Annotated in this window: 22 protein-coding genes and 1 pseudogene; 3 read left to right on the top strand and 20 right to left on the bottom strand. The window is 70.7% G+C overall.

Annotated features, from left to right (window positions below; all coding sequences use genetic code 11):
* Window positions 1-8: 8 nt before the first annotated feature.
* Window positions 9-938, bottom strand: coding sequence for an FKBP-type peptidyl-prolyl cis-trans isomerase (locus ACIGCK_RS09790; RefSeq protein ID WP_396665708.1), 930 nt, complete (start codon window positions 936-938; stop codon window positions 9-11).
* Between the two features lie 187 nt (window positions 939-1,125).
* On the opposite strand from ACIGCK_RS09790, the gene ACIGCK_RS09785 reads away from it, so the two are divergent.
* On the top strand, window positions 1,126-1,842 hold the full coding sequence (locus ACIGCK_RS09785; protein WP_330172023.1) for a lysophospholipid acyltransferase family protein: 717 nt from the start codon (window positions 1,126-1,128) through the stop codon (window positions 1,840-1,842).
* 9 nt (window positions 1,843-1,851) lie between these two features.
* On the opposite strand, the gene ACIGCK_RS09780 is transcribed toward ACIGCK_RS09785, so the two are convergent.
* Entirely contained in the window at window positions 1,852-2,322 is a 471-nt protein-coding gene (locus tag ACIGCK_RS09780; protein ID WP_396665706.1) for an OsmC family protein, read from the bottom strand.
* A 67-nt stretch (window positions 2,323-2,389) separates the two neighbouring features.
* Between ACIGCK_RS09780 and ACIGCK_RS09775 the strand changes: the two genes are divergently transcribed.
* A complete protein-coding gene (locus ACIGCK_RS09775; protein WP_396665705.1) occupies window positions 2,390-3,388 on the top strand; it encodes an asparaginase in 999 nt (332 codons plus the stop codon).
* A 46-nt stretch (window positions 3,389-3,434) separates the two neighbouring features.
* Here ACIGCK_RS09775 and ACIGCK_RS09770 read toward each other — a convergent pair.
* The 18 genes and pseudogenes from ACIGCK_RS09770 to prmC form a co-directional block, all read right to left on the bottom strand.
* Window positions 3,435-4,061, bottom strand: a pseudogene (locus ACIGCK_RS09770) (saccharopine dehydrogenase family protein); the annotation flags it as partial.
* Window positions 4,062-4,193: 132 nt separating this feature from the next.
* Window positions 4,194-6,971, bottom strand: a complete 2,778-nt coding sequence (locus tag ACIGCK_RS09765; RefSeq protein WP_396665703.1) for an FtsK/SpoIIIE domain-containing protein — start codon at window positions 6,969-6,971, stop codon at window positions 4,194-4,196.
* Window positions 6,972-7,028: 57 nt separating this feature from the next.
* Complete coding sequence (locus tag ACIGCK_RS09760) at window positions 7,029-7,913, bottom strand: PP2C family protein-serine/threonine phosphatase (protein WP_396665701.1); 885 nt, start codon at window positions 7,911-7,913, stop codon at window positions 7,029-7,031.
* 151 nt (window positions 7,914-8,064) lie between these two features.
* The gene (locus tag ACIGCK_RS09755; protein WP_396665699.1) at window positions 8,065-9,048 is read right to left on the bottom strand and encodes an aldo/keto reductase; all 984 of its coding nucleotides are present in this window, start codon (window positions 9,046-9,048) and stop codon (window positions 8,065-8,067) included.
* Between the two features lie 97 nt (window positions 9,049-9,145).
* Window positions 9,146-9,874 carry a large exoprotein gene (locus tag ACIGCK_RS09750; protein ID WP_396665697.1) on the bottom strand — a complete coding sequence of 243 codons (729 nt, stop codon included), beginning with the start codon at window positions 9,872-9,874 and terminating at the stop codon, window positions 9,146-9,148.
* Between the two features lie 105 nt (window positions 9,875-9,979).
* Complete coding sequence (locus ACIGCK_RS09745) at window positions 9,980-10,735, bottom strand: YaaA family protein (protein ID WP_396665695.1); 756 nt, start codon at window positions 10,733-10,735, stop codon at window positions 9,980-9,982.
* A 65-nt stretch (window positions 10,736-10,800) separates the two neighbouring features.
* A complete protein-coding gene (locus tag ACIGCK_RS09740; RefSeq protein WP_396665693.1) occupies window positions 10,801-11,061 on the bottom strand; it encodes a F0F1 ATP synthase subunit epsilon in 261 nt (86 codons plus the stop codon).
* A 2-nt stretch (window positions 11,062-11,063) separates the two neighbouring features.
* Window positions 11,064-12,518: a F0F1 ATP synthase subunit beta gene (gene atpD, locus ACIGCK_RS09735; protein WP_330169838.1), complete on the bottom strand. Its 1,455-nt coding sequence runs from the start codon at window positions 12,516-12,518 to the stop codon at window positions 11,064-11,066.
* A gap of 23 nt (window positions 12,519-12,541) precedes the next feature.
* Entirely contained in the window at window positions 12,542-13,441 is a 900-nt protein-coding gene (locus ACIGCK_RS09730; protein WP_396665691.1) for a F0F1 ATP synthase subunit gamma, read from the bottom strand.
* Window positions 13,442-13,463: 22 nt separating this feature from the next.
* Complete coding sequence (atpA, locus tag ACIGCK_RS09725) at window positions 13,464-15,104, bottom strand: F0F1 ATP synthase subunit alpha (RefSeq protein WP_396665689.1); 1,641 nt, start codon at window positions 15,102-15,104, stop codon at window positions 13,464-13,466.
* Between the two features lie 70 nt (window positions 15,105-15,174).
* Window positions 15,175-15,963 carry a F0F1 ATP synthase subunit delta gene (locus ACIGCK_RS09720; protein ID WP_396665687.1) on the bottom strand — a complete coding sequence of 263 codons (789 nt, stop codon included), beginning with the start codon at window positions 15,961-15,963 and terminating at the stop codon, window positions 15,175-15,177.
* Window positions 15,963-16,532 carry a F0F1 ATP synthase subunit B gene (locus tag ACIGCK_RS09715; RefSeq protein ID WP_396665685.1) on the bottom strand — a complete coding sequence of 190 codons (570 nt, stop codon included), beginning with the start codon at window positions 16,530-16,532 and terminating at the stop codon, window positions 15,963-15,965. The genes ACIGCK_RS09720 and ACIGCK_RS09715 overlap by 1 nt, the downstream gene beginning before the upstream one ends.
* Before the next feature lie 28 nt (window positions 16,533-16,560).
* On the bottom strand, window positions 16,561-16,797 hold the full coding sequence (gene atpE, locus ACIGCK_RS09710; protein WP_319034552.1) for a F0F1 ATP synthase subunit C: 237 nt from the start codon (window positions 16,795-16,797) through the stop codon (window positions 16,561-16,563).
* A 44-nt stretch (window positions 16,798-16,841) separates the two neighbouring features.
* Window positions 16,842-17,651, bottom strand: a complete 810-nt coding sequence (gene atpB / locus ACIGCK_RS09705; protein WP_396665783.1) for a F0F1 ATP synthase subunit A — start codon at window positions 17,649-17,651, stop codon at window positions 16,842-16,844.
* A gap of 265 nt (window positions 17,652-17,916) precedes the next feature.
* Window positions 17,917-18,420: a hypothetical protein gene (locus tag ACIGCK_RS09700; protein ID WP_396665683.1), complete on the bottom strand. Its 504-nt coding sequence runs from the start codon at window positions 18,418-18,420 to the stop codon at window positions 17,917-17,919.
* Entirely contained in the window at window positions 18,417-19,592 is a 1,176-nt protein-coding gene (locus ACIGCK_RS09695) for an MraY family glycosyltransferase (protein ID WP_396665681.1), read from the bottom strand. The genes ACIGCK_RS09700 and ACIGCK_RS09695 overlap by 4 nt, the downstream gene beginning before the upstream one ends.
* Window positions 19,589-20,266 carry an L-threonylcarbamoyladenylate synthase gene (locus ACIGCK_RS09690; RefSeq protein WP_396665679.1) on the bottom strand — a complete coding sequence of 226 codons (678 nt, stop codon included), beginning with the start codon at window positions 20,264-20,266 and terminating at the stop codon, window positions 19,589-19,591. Before ACIGCK_RS09690 ends, ACIGCK_RS09695 begins: the two co-directional genes overlap by 4 nt.
* 60 nt (window positions 20,267-20,326) lie before the next feature.
* A complete protein-coding gene (gene prmC, locus ACIGCK_RS09685; RefSeq protein ID WP_330169848.1) occupies window positions 20,327-21,235 on the bottom strand; it encodes a peptide chain release factor N(5)-glutamine methyltransferase in 909 nt (302 codons plus the stop codon).
* A 189-nt stretch (window positions 21,236-21,424) separates the two neighbouring features.
* Between prmC and cysK the strand changes: the two genes are divergently transcribed.
* The gene (gene cysK / locus ACIGCK_RS09680; protein WP_330169849.1) at window positions 21,425-22,363 is read left to right on the top strand and encodes a cysteine synthase A; all 939 of its coding nucleotides are present in this window, start codon (window positions 21,425-21,427) and stop codon (window positions 22,361-22,363) included.

The raw sequence follows: 22,363 nt of genomic DNA, 5'->3' as shown, positions 1-22,363 counted from the left end.
GGGGGCGCTCAGGCGGCGGCGTGCTGCGTGCCGAGGATGTCGACGACGAAGACGAGCGTCTCGTTCTGCAGCTCGTGCCCCTCGGAGGCGCCGTAGCCCGCGGCCGGCGGCACGACGACGACGACCTGGGATCCGACCGTCTGACCCTCCAGCGCCTGGCGGAAGCCGTCCACGACGCCCGTCGTCGCGAAGGCCGCGGGGGTCCCGCGATCCCAGCTCGAGTCGAACACCTCGCCATCCGACCACTTCACGCCGTGGTACTGCACGAGCACGTTGTCGCCCGATTCGACGACCTCGCCGTCTCCGCGCTTGAGGACGCCCAACTCCACCTCGGTGGGGGCCTCGGCGTCGGGGATCTCGACGGTCGGCACGCCGCCCTCGCCGAGCTCGACCGTCGGCAGGCCGCCTGCGGGGGTCTCCTCCTCGCCCCACGCGGCGGCGGGGGTGACACCGAGCACGTCGACGATGTAGACCTCCGCGCCGGCCGACTCCGACGCGGGGAAGGTCACGACCAGGCGGGACCCGACGTTGGCGCATCCCATGATCTGTCCGAGGTTCGACTCCGCCGAGACCGTCGTGGGCAGCACTTCGCCACCGACGTAGCCGATGTCGCCGACCTTCTCGGCGGTGTCGGCCGAGAAGGCGCTCAGCGCATACTCCACGAGGTCGCCCTCCTGCAGCGCCTCGCCGTCGCCGTCGCTCACGACCGTGCGCTCGAGTTCTTCGATCGTCAGCCCGGCGTCGAACGTGGCGGTGGAGATCTGCCCCGCCTCGCCGTCGACGGTGACCGCCTCCGACGCGTCTCCCGACGGCGCGGCCGCGGCGCACAGCGCGTCGGCCGAAGCCGACGCTTCGCCGTCGGAGGTACCGGTGCAGCCGGCCAGGGCGAGGGCCGACACGGAGAGGGCGGCCAGGGTCAACAGGGGGCGAGAGCGCACGGAGATACCTCGGAGTGATCGGGGACGAACCTCCATCCTGCCGGAGAATCCTTTGTCTCCGCTGAGTCATCGCATAACGGCCGGCGCATGAAGCGGGCGCTAGCCTCGGTGGGTGACCACTGCGAAGGATGAGCCGGCACCCGCCCGCGCAGAGGAGACGGAAGCCGCGACCGACCCGGCCCACCGGATGACCTGGACCTACGCCGTCGGGCGGTTCTTCATCGCACCCCTCGCGAGAGTGGTGTACCGGCCGATCGTCGAAGGCCGCGAGCGCGTGCCGCGCCGCGGACCGGTCATCTTCGCGAGCAACCACCTGTCGTTCATCGACTCCATCGCCATCCCCGTCGCCGCTCCACGGCCCGTCCACTTCCTCGCGAAGGCGTCCTATTTCGAGGGTCGGGGGCTCTCCGGCTGGGTCACGCGGGAGTTCTTCACCTCGATCGGCGCCATCCCGGTGCGGCGAGGGGCGGGCCAGGCCGCCCTCGACGCCCTCGATCAGCAGCGTCTCCTGCTCGATGAGGGCAAGGCCGTGGCCCTCTACCCCGAGGGAACCCGCTCGCTCGACGGACGTCTCTACAAGGGGCGGACGGGGGCGGCCTTCCTCGCCCTCCAGACCGGCGCTCCCGTCGTGCCCGTCGGCCTCGTCGGCACCGACGAGGTGATGCCGGTCGGCGCCAAGATGCCCGTGCGCGGAAAGCGCATCACCGTGCGTTTCGGAGACCCGATCGATGTGAGCGCCCACGGCGCCGCGACGTCGGGTCGGGCCCGCCGAGCGGCGACCGACGAGATCATGGCGGCCATCCACGCCCTGTCGGGTCAGGAGCTCGCGGGCGAATACAACGAGGCGCCCGCCCACGGCGCCGTCGAGCGCATCAAGCAGGTCCTGCCCCACGAACGCCGCTGACGCGGCGTCCTACTCCGCCGTCACCTCGGCCTCGTGGCGCACGGGGAAGGCCACGGAGTTCGCGATGAAGCACCACGCGTTCGCCTGCGCATGGGCGCGCATCGCGGCATCCACCATCGCCGGCTCGGCGACCACGACCCGGGGCCGCAGCACCGCCTCCGTGAACGCGCCTCCCCCACGGCCATCGAGCCTCATCGTTGCGACGGCCGTGTCGGAGTAGCGTGTCACGACCACGCCCTCGCTCACGCAGGCGTGCAGATAGCTCAGCAGGTGGCACTCGGCCAGAGCCGCGAGCAGAAGGTCCTCCGGGTTCCACTTCGCCGGATCGCCACGGAACGGGCGGTCGGCGGAGGCATGGATTGCGGGCTTGCCCTCGATCTCCAGCGTCACCGCCCGGACGTAGTCGCGATATCCGCTCGTCCCCGAGCCGAGATCCCCCGTCCACGTCGCCGTGACCTCGTAGGTGTGCTCTCCGCGCATGTCAGCAGTCTCGCATCGACCCGGCCGCCGGGCGGGGCGCGCGCCCGGCCGCCGGTAGGCTGTGTCGGTGCTGCAGACCTTCTCCTCCACGGATGCCGTCGAGCTCGCCACGCTCGAGCGGGGCGGCTTCATCGAGTCCCGGCACAGCGGCAGCGCCGTGGTCCTCGGACCGGACGGGTCGGTGCGTGCGTCGCACGGATCGCCGGATGCCGCGGTCCTGCCCCGCTCCAGCCTCAAGCCCCTGCAGGCGGTCGGCATCCTCACGGCCGGCGCACCGCTCCAGGGCGAGCAGCTCGGTCTGTCGACGGCCAGCCACTCCGGCACGGATCGGCACATCGAGGTGGTGCGCGACATCCTCGGCGCAGCCGGCCTGACCGAGGATGCCCTCGCCTGTCCGGCCACGCTCGCGGGCGACCCCGCGACCCGCGAGCGCATGGTGCGCGACCTCGAGGCGAAAGCCGCCGTGCGCCACAACTGCTCCGGCAAGCACGCCGGCATGCTCGCGGCGTGCGTCGCGTCGGGGTGGGCGACCGACGGGTACCTGGACGTCGATCACCCGCTTCAGGTCCATCTGCGCGACGTCGTCGAGCGTCTCACCGGCGAGAAGGTGCGCGCGAGCGTGACCGACGGCTGCGGCGCCCCCGTGCATGCGATGTCGCTCACCGCGCTCGCACGCGGTGTGCAGCGCGTGGGGACCGCGGCCGAACGCTCCCCGTTCGCCCTTCATCGCCACGCAGCCGCTGTCCGGGAAGCGGTCAGGTCGCACCCGTGGACGATCGCCGGGCCGGGATGGCCGGACACCGTCGTCGGCGAGCGCCTCGGCCTGTTCTCCAAGCTCGGCGCCGAGGGTGTGCAGGTGATGGTCGCCTCGGACGGCACGACGGTCGCGCTCAAGGTGCTCGACGGAAGCCAGCGCGCCGCGACGGCCGTCGCTCTCCGGCTCCTCCGGATCGCGGGCGCCCTGCCGGAGGAGGCCGAGTCGGATGCCCTCGCCCACCTCGATCTCGCCGTGTACGGCGGAGGGGCCGTGGTCGGCGCGATCCGACCCTCGCCCGCCCTGGGCTGAGCCCCGGCGGGGTGTCGCCCCGGAACCTCCGGTCGAGCGCGGCCGATCAGTCGACGGGCATCTCCCGGATCCCCCACGGCGACCCGTAGCCCTCCGGCGCGGGCGCCGCGAGCAGATCGAGGTACGGCTTCGCGTCGAAGGCCTCGGGGCCGAGCACGCCGACGCCCTCCCAGCGCCCGCCGGCGAGCAGTTCCAGTGCGACGACGGGGTTGATGGCGGTCTGCCAGACCACCGCCTGCGACCCGTACTCGCGCATCGTCTCGGCATTGTCGGCGACGTGGTAGAGGTAGGACGACCGGGGACGACCGTCGGTCCCCCGCCCCCGCACCCAGACCCCGGCGCACGTCTTCCCCGTCATCCGGTCCCCCAGGGTGGCGGGATCGGGGAGGCAGGCGGCGACGACGTCGCGGGGCGATACCGATACGCCCTTCACCGTCACGGGCTCCGTGCGGTCGAGTCCGATCGTGTGCAACACCTGCAGAACGGTGATGAACTCGCGACCGAGCCCGTACTTGAAGGTCGCCCGCTCCGCCCGCGTCCACCGCGGCATGAGCAGGACCTCCTCGTGCTCGACGTTGACGCACTCGACCGGGCCGATTCCCTCGGGGAAGTCGAAGACCTCGGGTTCGGAGAACGGCTCTGTGGTGAACCAGCCCCTACCCTTCTCAGCGACCCGTCGCCGATGAGGGACCAGAGGTAGGGGTGCCTGCGGCGAGGCCCTTTCCACCGCCCGCGCGAGCCTCTTCCTGGCGAATCGCTGCGCTCAAGACCTCACCCTGGCCGACGCCGCATCGTCGCGCAAGCATCAGCGCTTCGCCGGCGTCAGCAGTACTCGTCGTGCCCCGCGACCGGCGCGCCAGAGCCACGCGCGCCCCGCTCTCGGCTGCGCCCAGGGCGGCAGATCCCGCTCGCCGAGCAGCGTCCGCAGCGCGTCGGGACAGCTCGCGTCGACGACGACCTGCCCCTCCGCGATCGCCCGCTGCAGGTCGCGCCAGTGCGCCTGCCAGTGCGCCGGCTCCCCCACCACGACACGGGGCGGATCCTCGGGCGCGGCGTCGCCGGATGCCGCGGCATCCGCGCGCAGGAGGACGGGGACCCCCGTGCCGGCCCATGCCTCCCGCAGCCGCGCCCGCACGCCGTGCGGATCGCGGGCGATCACGGCGGTGTGCCGAGCGGGGAGCCAGGCGGGCGGCTCCGGGGAAGCCTCCGGCTCACCCGGATCGTGCTCGGTCCACCCGAACTGCGTCTCGAGCCCATCGAGCATGCCGCGACCCGGGCCTCGTACCGCGAAGGACCGGCCGTCGCCGCCGGCGGCGACGTGCTCGGCGCGCGAGGGGAAGCCGAGCACCGCCCTGCGCGGCAGGCCCTCCACGAGGCGGCCCACCGCCCCGGACACGCGACGCGTCGTCAGCACGACGGTCGGCCCCGCGGTGCCCCCCATGCGGATGAGCGCCTCGAGTCGATCCGTCAGCTCCGCGGCGTAGTCGTGCCCGAAGCCGGCGAGCAGCCGGTCCACGTCGTCGACGAGGAGGAGCCGCGGAGGGTCTGTCGCCCCGCGCGCGACGGCGTCCCACGCGGCCTCGCCCGCCTGTGTCAGGATCGTCGCCTCGCGGCCGTGGGAGGCGACGAGGCGGAGGATGGCGCTCTTGCCGCTTCCGGCACCGCCGACGACGACGAGGCCGCGTTCGCCCATCCGGAGTCCGACCCCGAGCCGGGACTGCGCCGCGGGATCGTCGGCGATCCCGAGCGGGATCGTGTCCTCGCCCTGCGCCGGCAGCTCGCCCGCCCGGATGAGGGAGGGCAGGGGCGGCAGCCAGGACGCGCGGGGACGCTCCTGATGTGCCACCTCCGCGACCACCGTCGCGAGGTCCTCGGCGGCGGTCCGGGGTATCTGCGCGACCACCGGCGAGGAGTCGGCGGCGCGGCGGATCAGTGCGCGCCCCCGCGCTGCCTCACCGCCCGGGAGACGGGCCGCCGCGGGGGTGCCGAGCAGGGTGCGGCTGTCGGCGTCGTCGGCCGCGCGCAGCGCGATGCGCAAGGGGGCGTTCGCCAGGATGCCCTCTCGAACGACGCCGGTGACGCGCTGCGTTCCGAGGATGAGGTGGATGCCGAGGGCGCGCCCCCTCGCGGCGATGTCCGTGAAGACCCGCTGCAGGTCGGGCAGGTCGGACACGAGGGCGGCGAACTCGTCGACGACCACGACCAGCCGCGGCAGGAGCAGGCCCGCTTCGGCGATGTGGCGGACGCCCGCGCCCGCCAGGATGCGCTCGCGCCGCCGCATCTCCGCGCGAAGGCTCGAGATGGCGCGATCCGCTCCATCGCCGTCGAGGTCGGTGATCACCCCGGTGACGTGCGGAAGTGCCGAAAGGGCGTCGAAGGAGACTCCGCCCTTGAAATCGGCGAGGAGGAAGGTCACCTCGGTCGTCGTGTAGGCGCGGCACAGGCTCGTGATCCAGGTCGTCAACAGCTCGGACTTGCCCGCCCCCGTCACCCCCGCGACGACCGCGTGCGGACCGTCGCCCACGAGATCGACGAGCACCGGCGTCCTTCCCATGCCGAGCGCCACGACCAGGCGACCGGGTACCCCGACGCCGTCGGCACGCCACAAGTCCCTCACATCAGCGACGGCCTCCGGGCTGCTCGGGTGGAGGGCGCGCGCACGAGCAGCCAGCGATGAGGCGATGGCCGCGGCCTGTGCCGAGCCCAGCGCCTCGGGTTCGAGCGCCGCCGTCACCGTTCCGATCCGCAGCTCGGCGCGCAGGGGTGAGCCCGCCTCGATCAGCGCGGCGCATCGGGGGTCGAGTGCACCGGCCTCGTCATGCCAGGCGAGGACGACATCGCCCGAATCCTCGGCGCGCTCGCGGGGCGCGCCCAGACACAGGCGAAGCGCTCCGCCGTCGCCCTCCGTGTCATCGCCACGGTGCGGCAGTCGATCCACCCACCCCCATCCCTCGGGCGTCGTTCCCACGATCCGCAGTGCCCTGGGCGGGTGGATGAGGCAGAGCTGGATCAGCAGCGCCCGCGCGACCGCTTCCGCCAACGGCCCGGGCCCGCGCACCGCGAGGCCGTCGCGCCACGGCACGGTGACGGGCGCGCGGCGCAGCACGTTCGCGTCCGCGCGCAGCCGGGCCGCGGCATCCCGACCCGCCGGGTCGCCGCCCACCGCGATCCCGCTCTCGCGGTCGCCGCGTCCCACGATCACGGTGGCGGCGCGTTCGGGCACCGGTCGCCAGACCTCGTCGGGCGCGCTCGCGAACCCCGCCACGTCGGGATGGCGCGCCTCGAGCGCCGTGCGACGACGGTCGAGGGAGGCGTCCAGCCGCTCGCGCAGCGATTGCAGGGCGAGGGCGTACTCCCTCTCGTGGCGTCGCCGCTCACGGCGGCGTGCACGCAGCGAATCGAGCAGCCCGCCCAGGGCGATCACGGGCCCGAGAACGGCGAACCACAGCGCGAACATCGATCCCGTGATCAGCCACAGGGCAACGCCGCCGAGCACCGGGGCCAGGGAGGCCAGGACCGGCACGGCGGGCCGACGCGGTGACGGCGGCGCGACGGGAAGGGCGAAGACGTCATCGCTCAGCATCCCGCCAGTACATCCCGCCCCGCGCCGCGGGAATGCGGTCGTGGCGCGAAGGCGGGGTCAACGGGCGGGAATCGGCTCTGTGGAGGAGCCGTCGTCGCGCGGGCCGCGACGCGCGGCGGTGTCGGTGTCGGCTTCGGCGTCGCCGGCGCGGTGGCCCGTGCGCTCGACATTGAGGACGATGACCGTGATGTTGTCGCGCCCGCCGTTGTCCAGAGCCGCCGCGAGCATCGCCTCGACGGCGGCCTTGGGATCGCGGTTCTCGGCGAGGAAGTGCCGGATGCCGTAGTCGGTGAGCTCCTTCGTCAGGCCGTCCGAGCAGATGACGAAGCGGTCGCCGTCGACGACGTCGAGACGTACGTAATCGGGCTGCACGCTCTCGCTCGGCCCGACGGCCCGTGTGATGACGTTCCCGTACGGATGGTTCTCCGCCTCTTCGGGGCTCAGGCGTCCCGCCGCGACGAGCTCCTGCACCACCGAGTGGTCCGTCGTGACCTGCACGAGCGAGTCGTCGCGCAGCAGGTAGACACGGGAGTCGCCGATGTTGAGCGTGACCCAGGTGGGCTCGGCCCCGCTCTGATCGAGGAACACGCCGGTCACGGTGGTCCCCGTGCCGTCGTCGGTGGCCTGGGGGTGGGAGAGGATGTCCTTGACCGCCTTCGCCAGCGCCCGCTCGATGGTCTTCACCGACACCTTGCCGTCCCGCACGACGGCTCCCAGCCGGTCGATCGTGCTCGCGCTGGCGATCTCGCCCCCGAGGTGCCCACCCATCCCGTCGGCGACGATGAACAGGGGGAAATCGGCGAGCACGGCGTCCTGGTTCTGGTCTCGCCTCACTCCGCGGTGCGTCACGGCGGCCCACGACAGCGTCAGTTCGCCGCCCCCGCTCAGGGGCAGCGTTCGCCGGTCGGCGGATGCTGCGGTGTCGGTGTCGGTATCGGACAAACCGTTCGTCCCTCTCGTGGGCGTCTGCGTGCGCCGTCGGCAACACCGGCGACGGGCCCTCCCATTCTAGTCGGACCGCACACCCCTGCCCCGGGGGAGCGGGAGGCGTCCCTCCCGGTCCGGACGTGCGTTCGCTCAGAGCGAACGCTGGTCAGCCGGCCGCGGGGTCGGCGGGCAGCGGCAGTATGCCGTCGATCGCGTCCAGGTCGTCCGCCGTGGGCGTCCAGGATGCCGCGGCGGCGTTCTGGCGGATCTGATTCGGCGTCGTCGCGCCCGCGATGACGCTCGCGAGAGCGGGCTGCGCGAGGAGCCACCCGAACGTCGCCTGGAGCATCGTGATGCCGCGTTCGTCGCAGAATCGCGCGTACGCCTCCAGCGCGTCCCACGGCGCGGCGCGCCACACGTGGGGGCGCTGGCGCATGATGCGGCTGTCCTCGGGTCCGCCCTCGCGGGCGAACTTGCCGGTGAGGAGGCCGTTGTGGAGCGGGAAGAACGGGAGGAAACCGACTCCCGAGGCACTCGCCGCCGGAATCACCTCGCGCTCGGCCGCCCGGGCGAGCAGACTGTACTGGTTCTGGGCGGAGATGAAGCGCTCCGCACCGCGGGCGCGCGCGACGGCGTCCGCCTGCGCCAACTGCCACCCGGACAGGTTGGAGTGCCCGATGTAGCGCACCTTCCCCTCCCGGACGAGCTCGGTGAGGGCGTCGAGGGTCTCCTCGATGGGCGTCTCGGGGTCGGGCGTGTGCAGCTGGTAGAGATCGATCCAGTCGGTGCGCAGGCGGCGGAGCGAGGCTTCGACCGCGGCACGCACGTAGGCGCGCGACCCTTTGGATGCCGTGCTGGACACTCCCCCGGGGATCTGCGAGTGCCCGAACTTCGTGGCCACGACGAAGCGGTCGCGCCGCCCTTGCAGCGCGGCCCCCATCAGTGTCTCCGAGAGCCCGGGCTCCTTGCCGTAGACGTCGGCGGTGTCCAGGAAGGTGACCCCGGCATCCAGTGCGGCATCCAGCACGTCGCGCGTGCCCTCGAGCGTCTCGCTGTGGGTCCCCGCGCGCCCGAAGTTGTTGCAGCCGAGGCCGATCGCGCTGACGAGAAGTCCGGATGCGCCGACGCGGCGCTGGGGCATATCGGTCATGCCTCCACGCTACCGAGCTTCCCGCCGGACGACGACGGCCGGCACCTCCTGGAGGAGGCGCCGGCCGTGACGAGCGCACCGGTTCGATGCGCTCCCGTCAGACGCGGGGGCTGTTGGGATCGTCGGAAGCCCCGGCATCCGTCGTGCCCGCCGGAGGCGCGGGCGGGGCGGCGGGCGGCTGGGGCGCCGCGGGCGGCGGATACGCGGCCGCGGAGGGCGCGGACGTCGGTGCGGATGCGTCGGCGGCGTACCCGGGCGAGGCGGGCGGCGCCGAGACGCCGCCGGCGGAGGCCTGGGCGGGGACGCCCTCCCAGACGGTTCTGTCGGCGAGGAAAGAGTTGCCCGCCCACGGGGCCGGGGCCACCGCGGAGTTCCAGCGCGACTGACCGAACGCGAGGATCGCGAGCCAGATGAGCGTGCCGAGTCCCGGGATGAGCCAGAGCAGCAGCAGGTACCACTCGTGTCCGAGCTTGAGGCCCACGCGCCATCCGACCATGACGGCGACGGCGAGGGCGACGAGCGAGAGCAGCCAGCCGATGATCGGCACCTGACCGAGCACGCTGGCGGCGACGATGGCGCCGAGCATGACCCACGGCGATACGTCGCCCAGTTTGGCGAGGATCATCGAGTTGTAGACGGGCACCCATGCGCGCCACTTGCCCTGCACGCCGGCCTTCTCGAAGATCTTCATCAGCAGGAACGACCCGATGATGTACCCGGCGAAGATCAGGATCAGCAGGATCGGCAGAACGATGAGCAGGAAGGCGATGGCGGCTCCCGCCCCACCGTCGTTGTAGGTCTCGGCCACGGTGAAGTTTCCCTTCACGTCAGCCCCGCCGGCCACAGTGGCCACGCGGGACGCGGGCGTCTCCCGCGCCACAATGCTAGCGATACACACGGCTTCTTCGCAGGAAACGCCCAGCCCGGTGTGTCACACGACGAGATGCCACACCCGCGGGTCGGGCGTGCGTCGGAGATCCACCCGCGCCGCCGCGCCCCACGCCAGCAGATCCTCCCCCGAAGCGATCACGGGCGCGTCCCTCGCAAGCGCTCGCACCAGCTCGCCCTTGGCACGCTTGTTGAAGTGGTTGAGCGCCCGCGCCCCCGTACCGGATCCGTCGTCCGACACCACCCGGATGTATGCCGACGCGGCCGCCGGGGGAACCGGCCCCAGCGCGACATAGGCCTCCGACCGCAGGTCCAGGACGAACGGCGCATCGACCCCGGCCAACGCCTCCGTCACGGCAGGCGCCCAGGCACGACGAAGCGGCGGCACGCCCGGAAGGGATGCGCCCGCGGCGAGTCGGTATGAGGGGATGCCGTCCAGGACGCCGACGGGTCCGAAGGGCGCCGTGTGGATGAGCGCGTGCCGCCCGAGCCAGGCGCGTTCGGCGTCGCCGAGCGTGCCGGGGTCGAGGGCGTCGAACAGCACGCCCGTGTACCGGTCCATCGCGGGCATCGTCGCCGCCGAGCGCAGCCCCGCGTTCACGGCGATTTGATCGCGCTGCCGCGGCCCGAGCTTGAGGACCCGCGCCGCGTCATCCGGTCGCGCCGAAAGGGCGACCAGCGCGGCGACGACGTCCTCACGCACGGCGTGCAGGCTCGGCAGCGCCAGCCCATCCAGCGCCAGGGCGGGCCCTTCGCCTCCGACACGCTTCGTCTCCGACGGCGGCAGGAGTATGAGCACGGTGTCTCCCCTCACGTCGAACGCCGGCGGACCCGTTGGTCCGCCGGCGTTCGAGGTGGTCTTCGTCAGGCGACGAGTGCGGCGTTCCCTGCGACGATCGTCAAGGTGTCGGCCTCCATCGAGAGGAAGCCGTCCTGCGCGTTGGCGAGGATCTTCGACCCGTCGGAGGTCGTGATGCGAACCTGGCCTTCAGCCAGGATCGCCAGCACGGGCTCGTGGCCGGGCATGAATCCGATCTCGCCCTCGACGGTCTTCGCGATCACGAGGGACGCGTCTCCGGTCCAGACCTCGGCATCGGCCGAGACCAGGCTGACCTTCAGCGGCATGATCAGCCGTTCTCCTTCTGGATCTGCGCCCAGCGGGCCTCGACGTCGGAGATGCCGCCGACGTTGAAGAACGCCTGCTCGGCGACGTGGTCGAAGTCGCCCTTGACGATCGCGTCGAACGACTCGATGGTCTCCTTGATCGGAACCGTCGAGCCCTCGACGCCGGTGAACTTCTTCGCCATGTAGGTGTTCTGCGAGAGGAACTGCTGGATGCGCCGCGCACGCGACACGACGACCTTGTCCTCTTCGGAGAGCTCGTCGACACCGAGGATCGCGATGATCTCCTGCAGTTCCTTGTTCTTCTGCAGGATCTGCTTCACCGAGGTCGCCACGCGGTAGTGGTCCTCGCCGATGTAGCGCGGGTCGAGGATGCGGCTGGTCGACGTCAGCGGGTCGACGGCCGGGTAGAGGCCCTTGGAGGCGATCTCTCGCGAGAGCTCCGTCGTCGCGTCGAGGTGCGCGAATGTCGTGGCCGGCGCCGGGTCGGTGTAGTCGTCGGCGGGGACGTAGATCGCCTGGAGGGAGGTGATCGAGTGACCGCGCGTCGAAGTGATGCGCTCCTGGAGCACACCCATCTCGTCGGCGAGGTTCGGCTGGTAGCCCACGGCGGAGGGCATGCGACCGAGAAGCGTCGAGACCTCGGAGCCGGCCTGCGTGAAGCGGAAGATGTTGTCGATGAAGAGCAGGACGTCCTGCTTCTGCACGTCGCGGAAGTACTCCGCCATCGTCAGGGCCGACAGGGCGACGCGCAGACGCGTTCCCGGCGGCTCGTCCATCTGGCCGAACACGAGGGCGGTCTTGTCGAAGACGCCCGCCTCCTCCATCTCGTGGATGAGGTCGTTGCCCTCACGGGTGCGCTCGCCGACACCGGCGAACACCGACACACCGCCGTGGTCCTGCGCGACGCGCTGGATCATCTCCTGGATGAGCACGGTCTTGCCGACGCCGGCACCACCGAAGAGGCCGATCTTCCCACCCTGCACGTACGGGGTGAGCAGGTCGATGACCTTGATACCGGTCTCGAACATCTGCGTCTTCGACTCGAGCTGGTCGAAGTTGGGCGCCTTGCGGTGGATGCCCCAGCGCTCGGTGACCTCGACGGTCTCACCGGGAGCGGCGTTGAGCACCTCGCCGATGACGTTGAAGACCTTGCCCTTGGTGACGTCGCCGACCGGGACCGTGATGGGACCGCCCGTGTCGCGGACCTCCTGGCCGCGAACGAGGCCGTCGGTGGGCTTCAGGGCGATCGCACGGACGAGGTCGTCGCCCAGGTGCTGCGCGACCTCGAGGGTCAGCTCGCTGGACTCCTCGCCGATCGTGATCGTCGTCTTGAGCGCGTTGTAGATCTCGGGGATCGCGTCGTGCGGGAACTCGATGTCGACGACGGGACCGGTGACGCGCGCGACGCGCCCGACGACCGCGGTCTCCGTCGCTTCGGCGGTGGCGGTGGGGGTCATGGTCTTCTTCTCTTTCGTGTGGGCTACTTGGCCGACGCCAGAGCGTCGGCGCCGCCGACGATCTCGGCGATCTGCTGAGTGATCTCGGCCTGACGCGCGTTGTTGCGCAGGCGGGTGTAGTCGGTGATGAGCTTGTCGGCGTTGTCCGAAGCCGACTTCATCGCCTTCTGGGTGGCGGCGTGCTTGGCCGCGGAGGACTGCAGGAGCGCGTTGAACACGCGGCTCTGCACGTACACCGGCAGCAGCGCGTCGAGCACCGTCTCGGCTTCCGGCTCGAACTCGTAGAGCGGATAGACGGCGCTGTCGGTCGCCGCGGCATCCGCCTCGACGATCTCGAGCGGCAGGAGACGCAGCGTCTCCGGCGACTGGGTCATCATGCTCACGAAGCGGTTGTAGACGAGGTGGATCTCATCCACCCCGTCACCCGCTCCCCCGCGCCGGAACGCCGCGAGCAGCTCATCGGAGATCTCCTCCGCCGTGCTGAACTGAGGCGTGTCGGTGTCGCCGGTCCACTGCGCCGCGCTGGCGATCTTCCGGAACTGGAAGTACCCGACGGCCTTGCGGCCCACCAGGTAGTAGACGACCTCGCGGCCCTCCGAGCGCAGCAGCTCCGCGAGCTCGAGCCCCTCGCGCAGGATCTGCGAGTTGAACGCGCCCGCCAGGCCCCGGTCCGACGTGAAGATCACGACGGCCGAGCGACGGATGACCTCCGGCTCGCGGGTGAGGGGGTGGTCGACGTTCGAGTGGGTCGCCACCGCAGACACGGCGTTCGTCACGGCGCGCGCGAAGGGAGAGGACGCGCGCACGCGCCCCATCGCCTTCTGGATGCGGGATGCCGCGATGAGCTCCATCGCCTTGGTGATCTTCTTGGTCGTCTGAGCAGAAGAGATCTTCTGCTTGTAGACCCGCAGTTGTGCGCCCATGGTTTCGCTGTCGCGTCTCTCCTCAGCCCCGGCGGCCCTTGACGATGCGCTCCTGGTTGACGTCTTCCGCGTCGGCGGCGTGCACGTCCTCCCTGCCGGGAGCGACCAGGCTCTGTCCCTCGCCCGCCTGGAACTCCAACGCGAAGGCATCCACCTGCTTCTCGAGCTCGGCGACGGTGTCATCGTCCAGGACGTTGGTCGTGCGCAGGGTGTCGAGGATCTGCGTGTGGCGACGCAGGTGGTCGAGCAGCTCGCGTTCGAAGCGCAGCACGTCCTCGACGGCGACGTCGTCGAGCTTGCCGTTGGTGCCGGCCCAGATCGAGACGACCTGCTCTTCGACGGGGTACGGCGAGTACTGCGGCTGCTTGAGCAGCTCGGTCAGGCGCGCACCGCGGGCGAGCTGACGACGCGAGGCCGCATCCAGGTCGCTCGCGAACATCGCGAACGCCTCGAGCGAGCGGTACTGGGCAAGCTCCAGCTTGAGCGTTCCCGAGACCTTCTTGATCGACTTGACCTGTGCGTCGCCGCCGACTCGGGAGACGGAGATGCCCACGTCGACCGCGGGGCGCTGGTTGGCGTTGAAGAGGTCGGACTGCAGGAAGATCTGTCCGTCCGTGATCGAGATGACGTTGGTCGGGATGTACGCCGAGACGTCGTTCGCCTTGGTCTCGATGATGGGCAGACCCGTCATCGACCCGGCGCCCAGTTCGTCGGAGAGCTTCGCGCAGCGCTCCAGCAGACGGGAGTGCAGGTAGAAGACGTCACCGGGGTACGCCTCGCGGCCCGGCGGGCGGCGCAGCAGCAGCGACACGGCACGGTAGGCCTCGGCCTGCTTCGACAGGTCGTCGAAGATGATCAGGACGTGCTTGCCGCCGTACATCCAGTGCTGGCCGATGGCCGAACCGGTGTAGGGGGCGAGGTACTTGAAGCCCGCGGGGTCGGATGCCGGAGCGGCGACGATCGTCGTGTACTCCATCGCGCCGGCGTCCTCGAGCGCACCCTTCACGGAGGCGATCGTCGAGCCCTTCTGGCCGATGGCGACGTAGATGCAGCGCACCTGCTTCTCGGGGTCGCCCGACGCCCAGTTGTCCTTCTGGTTGATGATCGTGTCGATCGCGATCGCGGTCTTGCCGGTCTGGCGGTCGCCGATGATCAGCTGCCGCTGACCGCGGCCGACCGGGATCATCGCGTCGATGGCCTTGATGCCGGTCTGCATCGGCTCGTGCACGCTCTTGCGCTGCATGACGCCGGGCGCCTGCAGCTCGAGGGCACGACGCCCCTCGAGCTCGATGGTGCCGAGACCGTCGATCGGGTTGCCGAGCGGGTCGACGACGCGGCCGAGATAGCCGTCGCCGACACCCACCGAGAGCACCTCGCCGGTGCGGGTGACTTCCTGCCCCGCCTCGATGCCCGAGAACTCGCCGAGGACGACGACGCCGATCTCGTGCTCGTCGAGGTTCTGGGCGAGGCCCTGCGTGCCGTCCGCGAAGGTGACGAGCTCGTTCGCCATGACGCCGGGCAGACCCTCGACGTGGGCGATCCCGTCGGCCGCGTCGACGACGGTGCCGACCTCGGTCGCTGCCGCGCCGGTCGGCTCGTACGCCGCGACGAAGTCCTTCAGCGCGTCACGGATGACGTCGGGGCTGATCGATAGTTCTGCCATTGTCTTCCTTCGTGTTGTGAAGCCTTGCGGCTCCAAGCTTCCGCTCCCGAAGTCGCGGGAAATCTAGGGGTCAGCCGGCCAGGCGGTGGCGCAGCTCGGCGAGGCGCGAGGCCACCGACGCGTCGATGACGTCGTCGGCGATCTGCACACGGATCCCACCGATCACGGCGGGGTCCACCACGGTGTTGAGGGACACCTCACGGCCGTACTTCGCCGACAGGAGCGACGCCAGACGCCCCGCCTGCGAACGCGAGAGCGGCGAAGCCGACACGACCGTCGCCACCGTGCGGTTGCGCTGGTCGGAGACGATGCGAAGCGCCCGGCTCAGCAGCTGGCGCACGCGGCGCTCACCCGGCTGCTGCACGAGCGAGGAGACCACGAGTGCGGTCGCGGCCCCGGCGCGGCCGCCCAGGAGGGTGTCGACCAGCGCGCCCTTCGCGTCCGACGAGCCCAGGCGGCTGCCGAGCGCGAGCTCGAGCTGCGGGTTCGCGGCGATGGTGCGGGTGAACGCGAACAGCTCACCCTCGAGGTCGGTGCTCGGCGCCGCGATGGAGGCGCTGCGGACCGCGAGCTCCTCGATCCCGTCGACGAGATCCGCCGCGCTGGACCAGCGCTGCTCCACCGCGGTCTTCACGAGGGAGACCGCCGCCGGCGAGAGCGAGCCGAAGACGTCGTCGACGACCCTCGCCCGCGCGGCCGCCGGCGCGGCCGGGTCGGCAAGCGCGCCGCTCAGGTGGGACGATCCGCCCACGACGCGCGCGATGGCGAACAGCTCGCTCGCGACCTGCAGGTCGATCCCCTCGGTGCTCGCGAGCCCGCGGTTGCTGACCTCCAGGGCCTGAGTGGTCGCGCTTCCCATTACTGCGCCTTCCCGGCCGAGGCCTGCTCGGAGGCCTCGAGGTCGGCGAGGAAGCGGTCGACGACCGACTGCGCCTTGGCGTCGTCGGAAAGCGTCTCGCCGATGACGTTGCCGGCCAGGTCGAGCGCCAGGGTGCCCACCTCGGAGCGGAGCGACACGAGAGCGGTCTGACGCTCCGCCTCGATCTGCGCGTGCGCCGCGGCCGTCAGGCGTGCCGCCTCGACCGACGCGGCCTCCTTGGCCTCGGCGACGATCTTCTTGCCGTCCTCGCGAGCGATCTCGCGGATCTCACCGGCCTCCTTACGGGCGGCGGCGAGCTGCGCCGTGTACTCCTCGAGGGCGGCTTCCGCCTTGCGCTGAGCCTCGTCGGCCTTCGCGATGTTGCCCTCGATGGCGGCACCGCGCTCATCGAGCAGCGCCTTCATGCGCGGCAGGACGACGCGCCAGAACACCACGAGGATGACGACGAAGCACACCGCCGACCAGATGATGTCGTACGCCGCCGGCAGCAGGGGGTTCGGCGCAGCCTCGCCCTCTTCCGCGGCGAGTGTGACAAGAGCGCTCAGCATCCTGTCTCCTTACGTCGTGAGAGCGGGATCAGAAGCCGAAGATGAAGCCGGTGGCGATGCCGATGAACGCCAGCGCCTCGGTGAAGGCGATACCGATGAACATCAGGACCTGGAGGCGGCCGGCCAGCTCGGGCTGACGGGCGACGCCCTCGATCGTCTTGCCGACGACGATGCCCACGCCGATGGCGGGGCCGATCGCGGCGAGGCCGTAGCCGACGGTCGCCACCGAACCGGTGAGCTGGGCGAGAACCGTAGTTGCGTCCACGGGTTGTTTCCTTTCGTTGGGTGGTCAGGCGGGCGCCTGACCGCTCAGTGCTCTTCCGCGACCGCGAGCTGGATGTAGACCGCGGTGAGGATCGTGAAGACGTACGCCTGGAGGAAGGCCACCAGGAGCTCGAACAGGGTGAAGACGAAGCCGAAGGCGAGCGTGCCGACACCCAGGGGTGCCCACCATCCGCCGAGGCCGAAGAAGAAGAACTGCGTCGCGGCGAAGAACAGCACGAGCATGAGGTGGCCGACCATCATGTTCATCAGCAGACGCAGCGTCAGCGTGACGGGGCGGATGATGAAGGTCGAGAGGAACTCGAGCGGGATGATGATGATGTAGAGCGGCCACGGCACGCCCGAGGGCATCAGCGAGTTCTTGAAGAAGTTGCCCGGGTCCTTCTTGATGCCGGCGTAGATGAACGTGACGTACGAGACGATCGCCAGCAGGAGCGGGACCGCGATCACGCTCGTCCCGGCGATGTTCAGGAACGGGATGATCCCCGTCAGGTTCATGAACAGGATCATGAAGAACAGCGTCGTGAGGATCGGCAGGAAGCGATCGCCGTCCTTGCGGCCGAGCAGGTCGTGAGCGATGTTGACGCGCACGAAGTCGAGTCCCATCTCCACGACGCTCTGGAATCGGCCGGGCACGACCTTCATGCGGCGGGTGCCGAGGAGGAAGAGGAGCACCAGGACGACCGTCGCGAGGATCTGGATCAGGTTGATCCGCGTGATCGCGAAGAGCGTGCCCTCGAAGAGCACCGCGTCGGGGAAGAACTCGAAAATCGACGGCGGGTGGAACTCGTCATCCGTGGATGCGGTCGCGATCAGTGTCGCAGCTTGAGTAAACAGCGCTGGCTCCAGCTTCGGGGCACCGACAGGCGGTGCGACGATGGGTGGTGAGCGTCATCCACGGCGTGCACGTCGTTGTGTTCGTTCAGACGCATCTGGCTTCGTTCAGACGCAGTGTTTGCTCAAACCAATGTGTGCGCAAACCGTCTTCGCGGTCGGACGAACCTCTTGCGAAGACGTTGTCTGTTCGACTGTGTCTGTCACGAACCTCAGTTCAGTGCACGGCCCAGGGGAACTCCTCCACCCTAGCAAACGATGGGCGTGCTCACGAACCGGCGCCGGCCGCCGGGGCCGACGGCGAGTCGCCTTCCTCCCCCGGCAGGGTCACGTCGCTGGCGTACGGCAGGCGCATCCGGAGCATGACGATGACGTCGACGGCCAGCGCCGCGAGGACGGCCGCGACCAGCGCCAGGAAGAACGCGGGCGGCACGAGCCACTCGGCCGTGCGGACCACCAGGAGCACGACGATGAAGACCACCAGCTTGAGGATCCAGCCGCCGAGCACGATGCCGAAGAAGATCGGCACGTAGAGCGGGTCGCCGAACCACCGGTTGGCGATCAGGATCGACAGCGCCGTGATCGCGAGGAAGAGCGCGCCGACGAGCACTCCGGACAGCGCGCTCCAGAGTCCGTCGCCGCCGGCGGCGAGCCATCCCGCGACGGCGGCCAGGACGGCGAGCGGCACCGCCACGAGGGCGCTCCAGCGCAGCGCGGCCGCGAGGATCGGGGTGCTCGAGGGGCGTCGGGCGGGGGCGGGGTCGGTCGTCATGGGAGCTCCTCCACGGGGGTCATAATGCCGTCAGACGCCTCGGGGGCGCGTCGGCGCGGCCTGCGCGAGGGCAGGAAGGTGATGGTCAGGCAGGCTGCGCCGCCCACGACGGCGAAAGCGACGCCGATCATGTACGACAGGCCCGCACGCTCGGCGAGGAACATCAGGAGCACGGCGAGCCCCATGATCGCCGTCCAGGCATAGAAGATCAGCACGGCATCCCGGTCGCTGTGGCCCATGTCGAGCATGCGGTGGTGCAGGTGCTTGCGATCGGGAGAGAAGGGCGACTTCCCCGCGCGGATGCGACGGATGACGGCGAGGCCGAAGTCGAGCAGGGGCAGCATCACCACGACGACGGGAAGGAGGATCGGGATGAAGGCTCCGAGCAGCTGCGAACGCCCGATGTCCTCCGGGTCGAGCACGCCCGGGTCGAGGGCGCCGGTGATGGCGACGGCGGACGTGGCCATCAGCAATCCGATCATGAGCGCGCCGGCGTCGCCCATGAACAGCTTCGCGGGGCTCCAGTTCAGCGGCAGGAAGCCGAGGCACGCGCCCACGAGGGCGGCGGCGAGGAAGGTGGCGAGGGAGAAGTTGCTCGTGGCGAACTCGCGCAGCAGCAGATAGGAGTACACGAAGAACACGCCGTTCGCGATGAGCGTGACGCCGGCCACGAGGCCGTCGAGCCCGTCGATGAAGTTCACGGCGTTCATCACGACCACGATCGCGAACACGGTCAGCGTGAAGCTGACCCAGCTGGATCCCACGGTGAGCCCGCCGATCGGCAGGGAGTAGATCTGCAGCTCGCCGTAGCCCGCGATGATGCCCGCGGCGAGGAACTGGGCCCCCAGCTTGATCATCCAGTCGAGGTCCCACAGATCGTCCGCGACTCCCACGATGACGATGAGCGTCGTGGCGGCCGCGATGGCGATCACCTCCTTCGGCGGATCGGCCCAGAACGTGCCGAAGTACTCGTTCGCCTTCGAGACGAGGAGGGCCCCCATGATGCCGATGAACATGGCGATGCCGCCGAGGCGGGGCGTCGGCGTCTTGTGCACATCGCGCTCGCGGATGCCGGGGTACAGCTTGAACCGCATGCTGAGCTGCCACACCGCCCACGCGAGCGACAGCGTCACCGCGCCGGTGAAAAGGATCGTGAAGAGGTACTGCTTCACGCGTCGGCGTCCGGCTCGAGCGCGTCGCCCAGGACCTCTCGCAGCCGATCGCGCGAGATAGCCCCCTCGCGCAGCACCCGCACCCCGTCTCCCCCGGCGCCGCCGGTCAGCGACGTCGCGTCGACGATCGTCGAGGCGACACCCGTGCGGGACGGACCGTCGTCGAGGTACACCGACACGCTGTCGCCGAGCATCTCCAGCGCGCCGACCATGCTCGTGGCCGCCGGGTGGCCGGTCAGGTTGGCGCTGGAGACGGCGAGCGGGCCGCTCTCGGCGATGAGCTCGAGCGCGACGCGGTGATCGGGCATCCGCACGGCGACGGTGCCGTGCGTCTCGCCCAGGTCCCAGGCGAGGGAGGGCTGGCTCGGCAGCACGACGGTGAGACCCCCCGGCCAGAAGACCTCGACGAGCGCATCGACCTCGGCGGGGACGTCGGCGACGAGCGCGCGAAGCATCAGCGGTCCGGAGACGAGCACTGGCGGGGGCGACTGGCGCCCGCGCCCCTTCGCCGCGAGGAGGGCGGCGACGGCTCCCGCGTTGAACGCGTCGGCGGCGATTCCGTACACGGTGTCGGTGGGCAGCACGACGAGCTCCCCGCGCGCCAGCAGCTGACGCGCCTGGCGCATGCCGGTGAGCAGCTGCGCCTCGTCTCGGCAGTCGAACATCGCGGTCATGACGCCGACAAGTCTAGGCCGCGGCGCGGCCCCCGCCGATTCGCCCGCGCCGGTGCCGCGTCACGCCCGGAACGCCGTCGTGGCGCGCTCGCGCATCGTCAGATCCGGATGCGTCGCGCTTGCGCGCCAGCCGTCCGCCGCGAGCAGTTCGCGCACGGCCGGCCCCTGCCATTCGCCGTGCTCGATCACGAGAGCGCCGCCGGGCCGCAGGAGGCGAAGGGCGGTGCGGCTCAGCGCCCTCACGACATCCAGTCCGTCGCGGCCCCCGTAGAGGGCGGCCGGCGGGTCGAAGAAGCGCACCTCGGGGTCGCGCGGGATCGCGTCGTCCGGGACGTACGGCGGGTTGGAGACGACGACGTCGACGGTGCCGTCCAGCTCCGCGGGCGTGTCGGCGAGGTCGGCGAAGACGAACCGCGCGTTGTCGGCTCGCGTGACGGCGAGGTTCTCACGCGCCCAGATGTAGGCCTCGACGCTCTTCTCCACGCCGTACACCTGAGCGGTCGGCACCTCCGTGGCCAGCGCCAGCGCGATCGCTCCGCTGCCGGTGCACAGGTCGACCGCGACGGGACGGGCCGTCGGCGCGGCGCGCAGCGCGTCGATGGCCAGCTGCGCCACCATCTCGGTCTCGGGCCGCGGGACGAAGGCGCCGGGACCGATCCTCAGCGTCAGGTGGCGGAACGGAGCGAGACCCGTGATGTGCTGCAGCGGCTCCCGCGCGGCCCGTCGGTCGACGAGGCGCTCGAGGGCCGCGGCCTGCGGCGACGGAAGCTCGTCGCCCCGGATCATGCCCGCCTGCAGGGCACCCCTCGTCGTCCCCCAGGCGTGGGCGGCCAGAAGCTCGGCATCCACGTCGGGGGTCGGCACGCCCGCCTGGGCGAGCCGGGATGCCGCGGCGTGCACGGCATCCGACAGGCGACGTGGGACCGCGGTGCCGTCGGCGAAGGGGGTGGGGGTGCGTGAGGAGATCATGAGCGCGATTCAGCCTAATCAGGCACCCGCGGCATCTTCCCCGCATCGGAGACCCGATACGGGATCGTCACAAAACCTCCCCGACCGCCGTCATACAGGGGCATTTTCCGCCCCGCGCCGCCGCGCCTCGCCTAGGCTCGTTGACGGCGTCCCGGACGGCGCCCCACCCTGGACGACGAAAGGCAGGCCATGGCCGGCATCCACCCCGACATCACCTCCGCATTCGGCAACACCCCGCTGGTGCGACTCAACCGCGTCACCGAGGGCGTGGATGCGACGGTGCTGGCCAAGCTGGAGTTCTACAACCCGGCATCGAGCGTCAAGGACCGCCTGGGCATCGCGATCGTCGATGCCGCCGAGGCCTCGGGCGAGCTGAAGCCCGGGGGCACGATCGTGGAGGCGACGAGCGGCAACACGGGCATCGCGCTCGCGATGGTCGGCGCGGCACGCGGCTACAAGGTCGTGCTGACGATGCCGGCCTCCATGTCCAAGGAGCGTCGCACGCTCCTCAAGGCCTTCGGCGCGGAGCTCGTGCTGACCGACCCCACCAAGGGCATGAAGCACGCCGTGGAGGAGGCCGAGCGCATCGCCGCCGAGACGCCCGGCTCGGTGCTCGCCAAGCAGTTCGCGAATGAGGCGAACCCCGCGATCCACCGCAAGACGACGGCCGAGGAGATCCTGCGCGACACCGACGGCAAGGTCGACTACTTCGTCGCCGGCATCGGCACGGGCGGCACCATCACGGGTGTCGGCCAGGTGCTCAAGGAGCGCGTGCCCGGAGTGAAGGTCGTCGCCGTCGAGCCGAAGGACTCCCCGCTGCTGACCGAGGGCCACCCCGGCCCCCACAAGATCCAGGGGATCGGGCCCAACTTCGTCCCGGCCATCCTCGACCGCGACGTCATCGACGAGGTGATCGACGTCGAGTTCGACGACGCGATCGCCCTGGCACGGGAGACGGCCGCGAAGGACGGCATCCTCGTCGGCATGTCTTCGGGTGCGGCGATCTGGGCCGCGCTCGAGATCGCCCGCCGCCCCGAGGCCGCCGGCAAGAACATCGTCGTGATCATCCCCTCCTACGGCGAGCGGTATCTCTCGACGGCCCTGTACGCGCACCTCGCCGAGGACTGA

The sequence above is a fragment of the Microbacterium sp. NPDC078428 genome (assembly GCF_044542535.1).
GTDB lineage: Bacteria > Actinomycetota > Actinomycetes > Actinomycetales > Microbacteriaceae > Microbacterium > Microbacterium limosum.
This window is presented reverse-complemented; position numbering and strand designations above follow the sequence as displayed.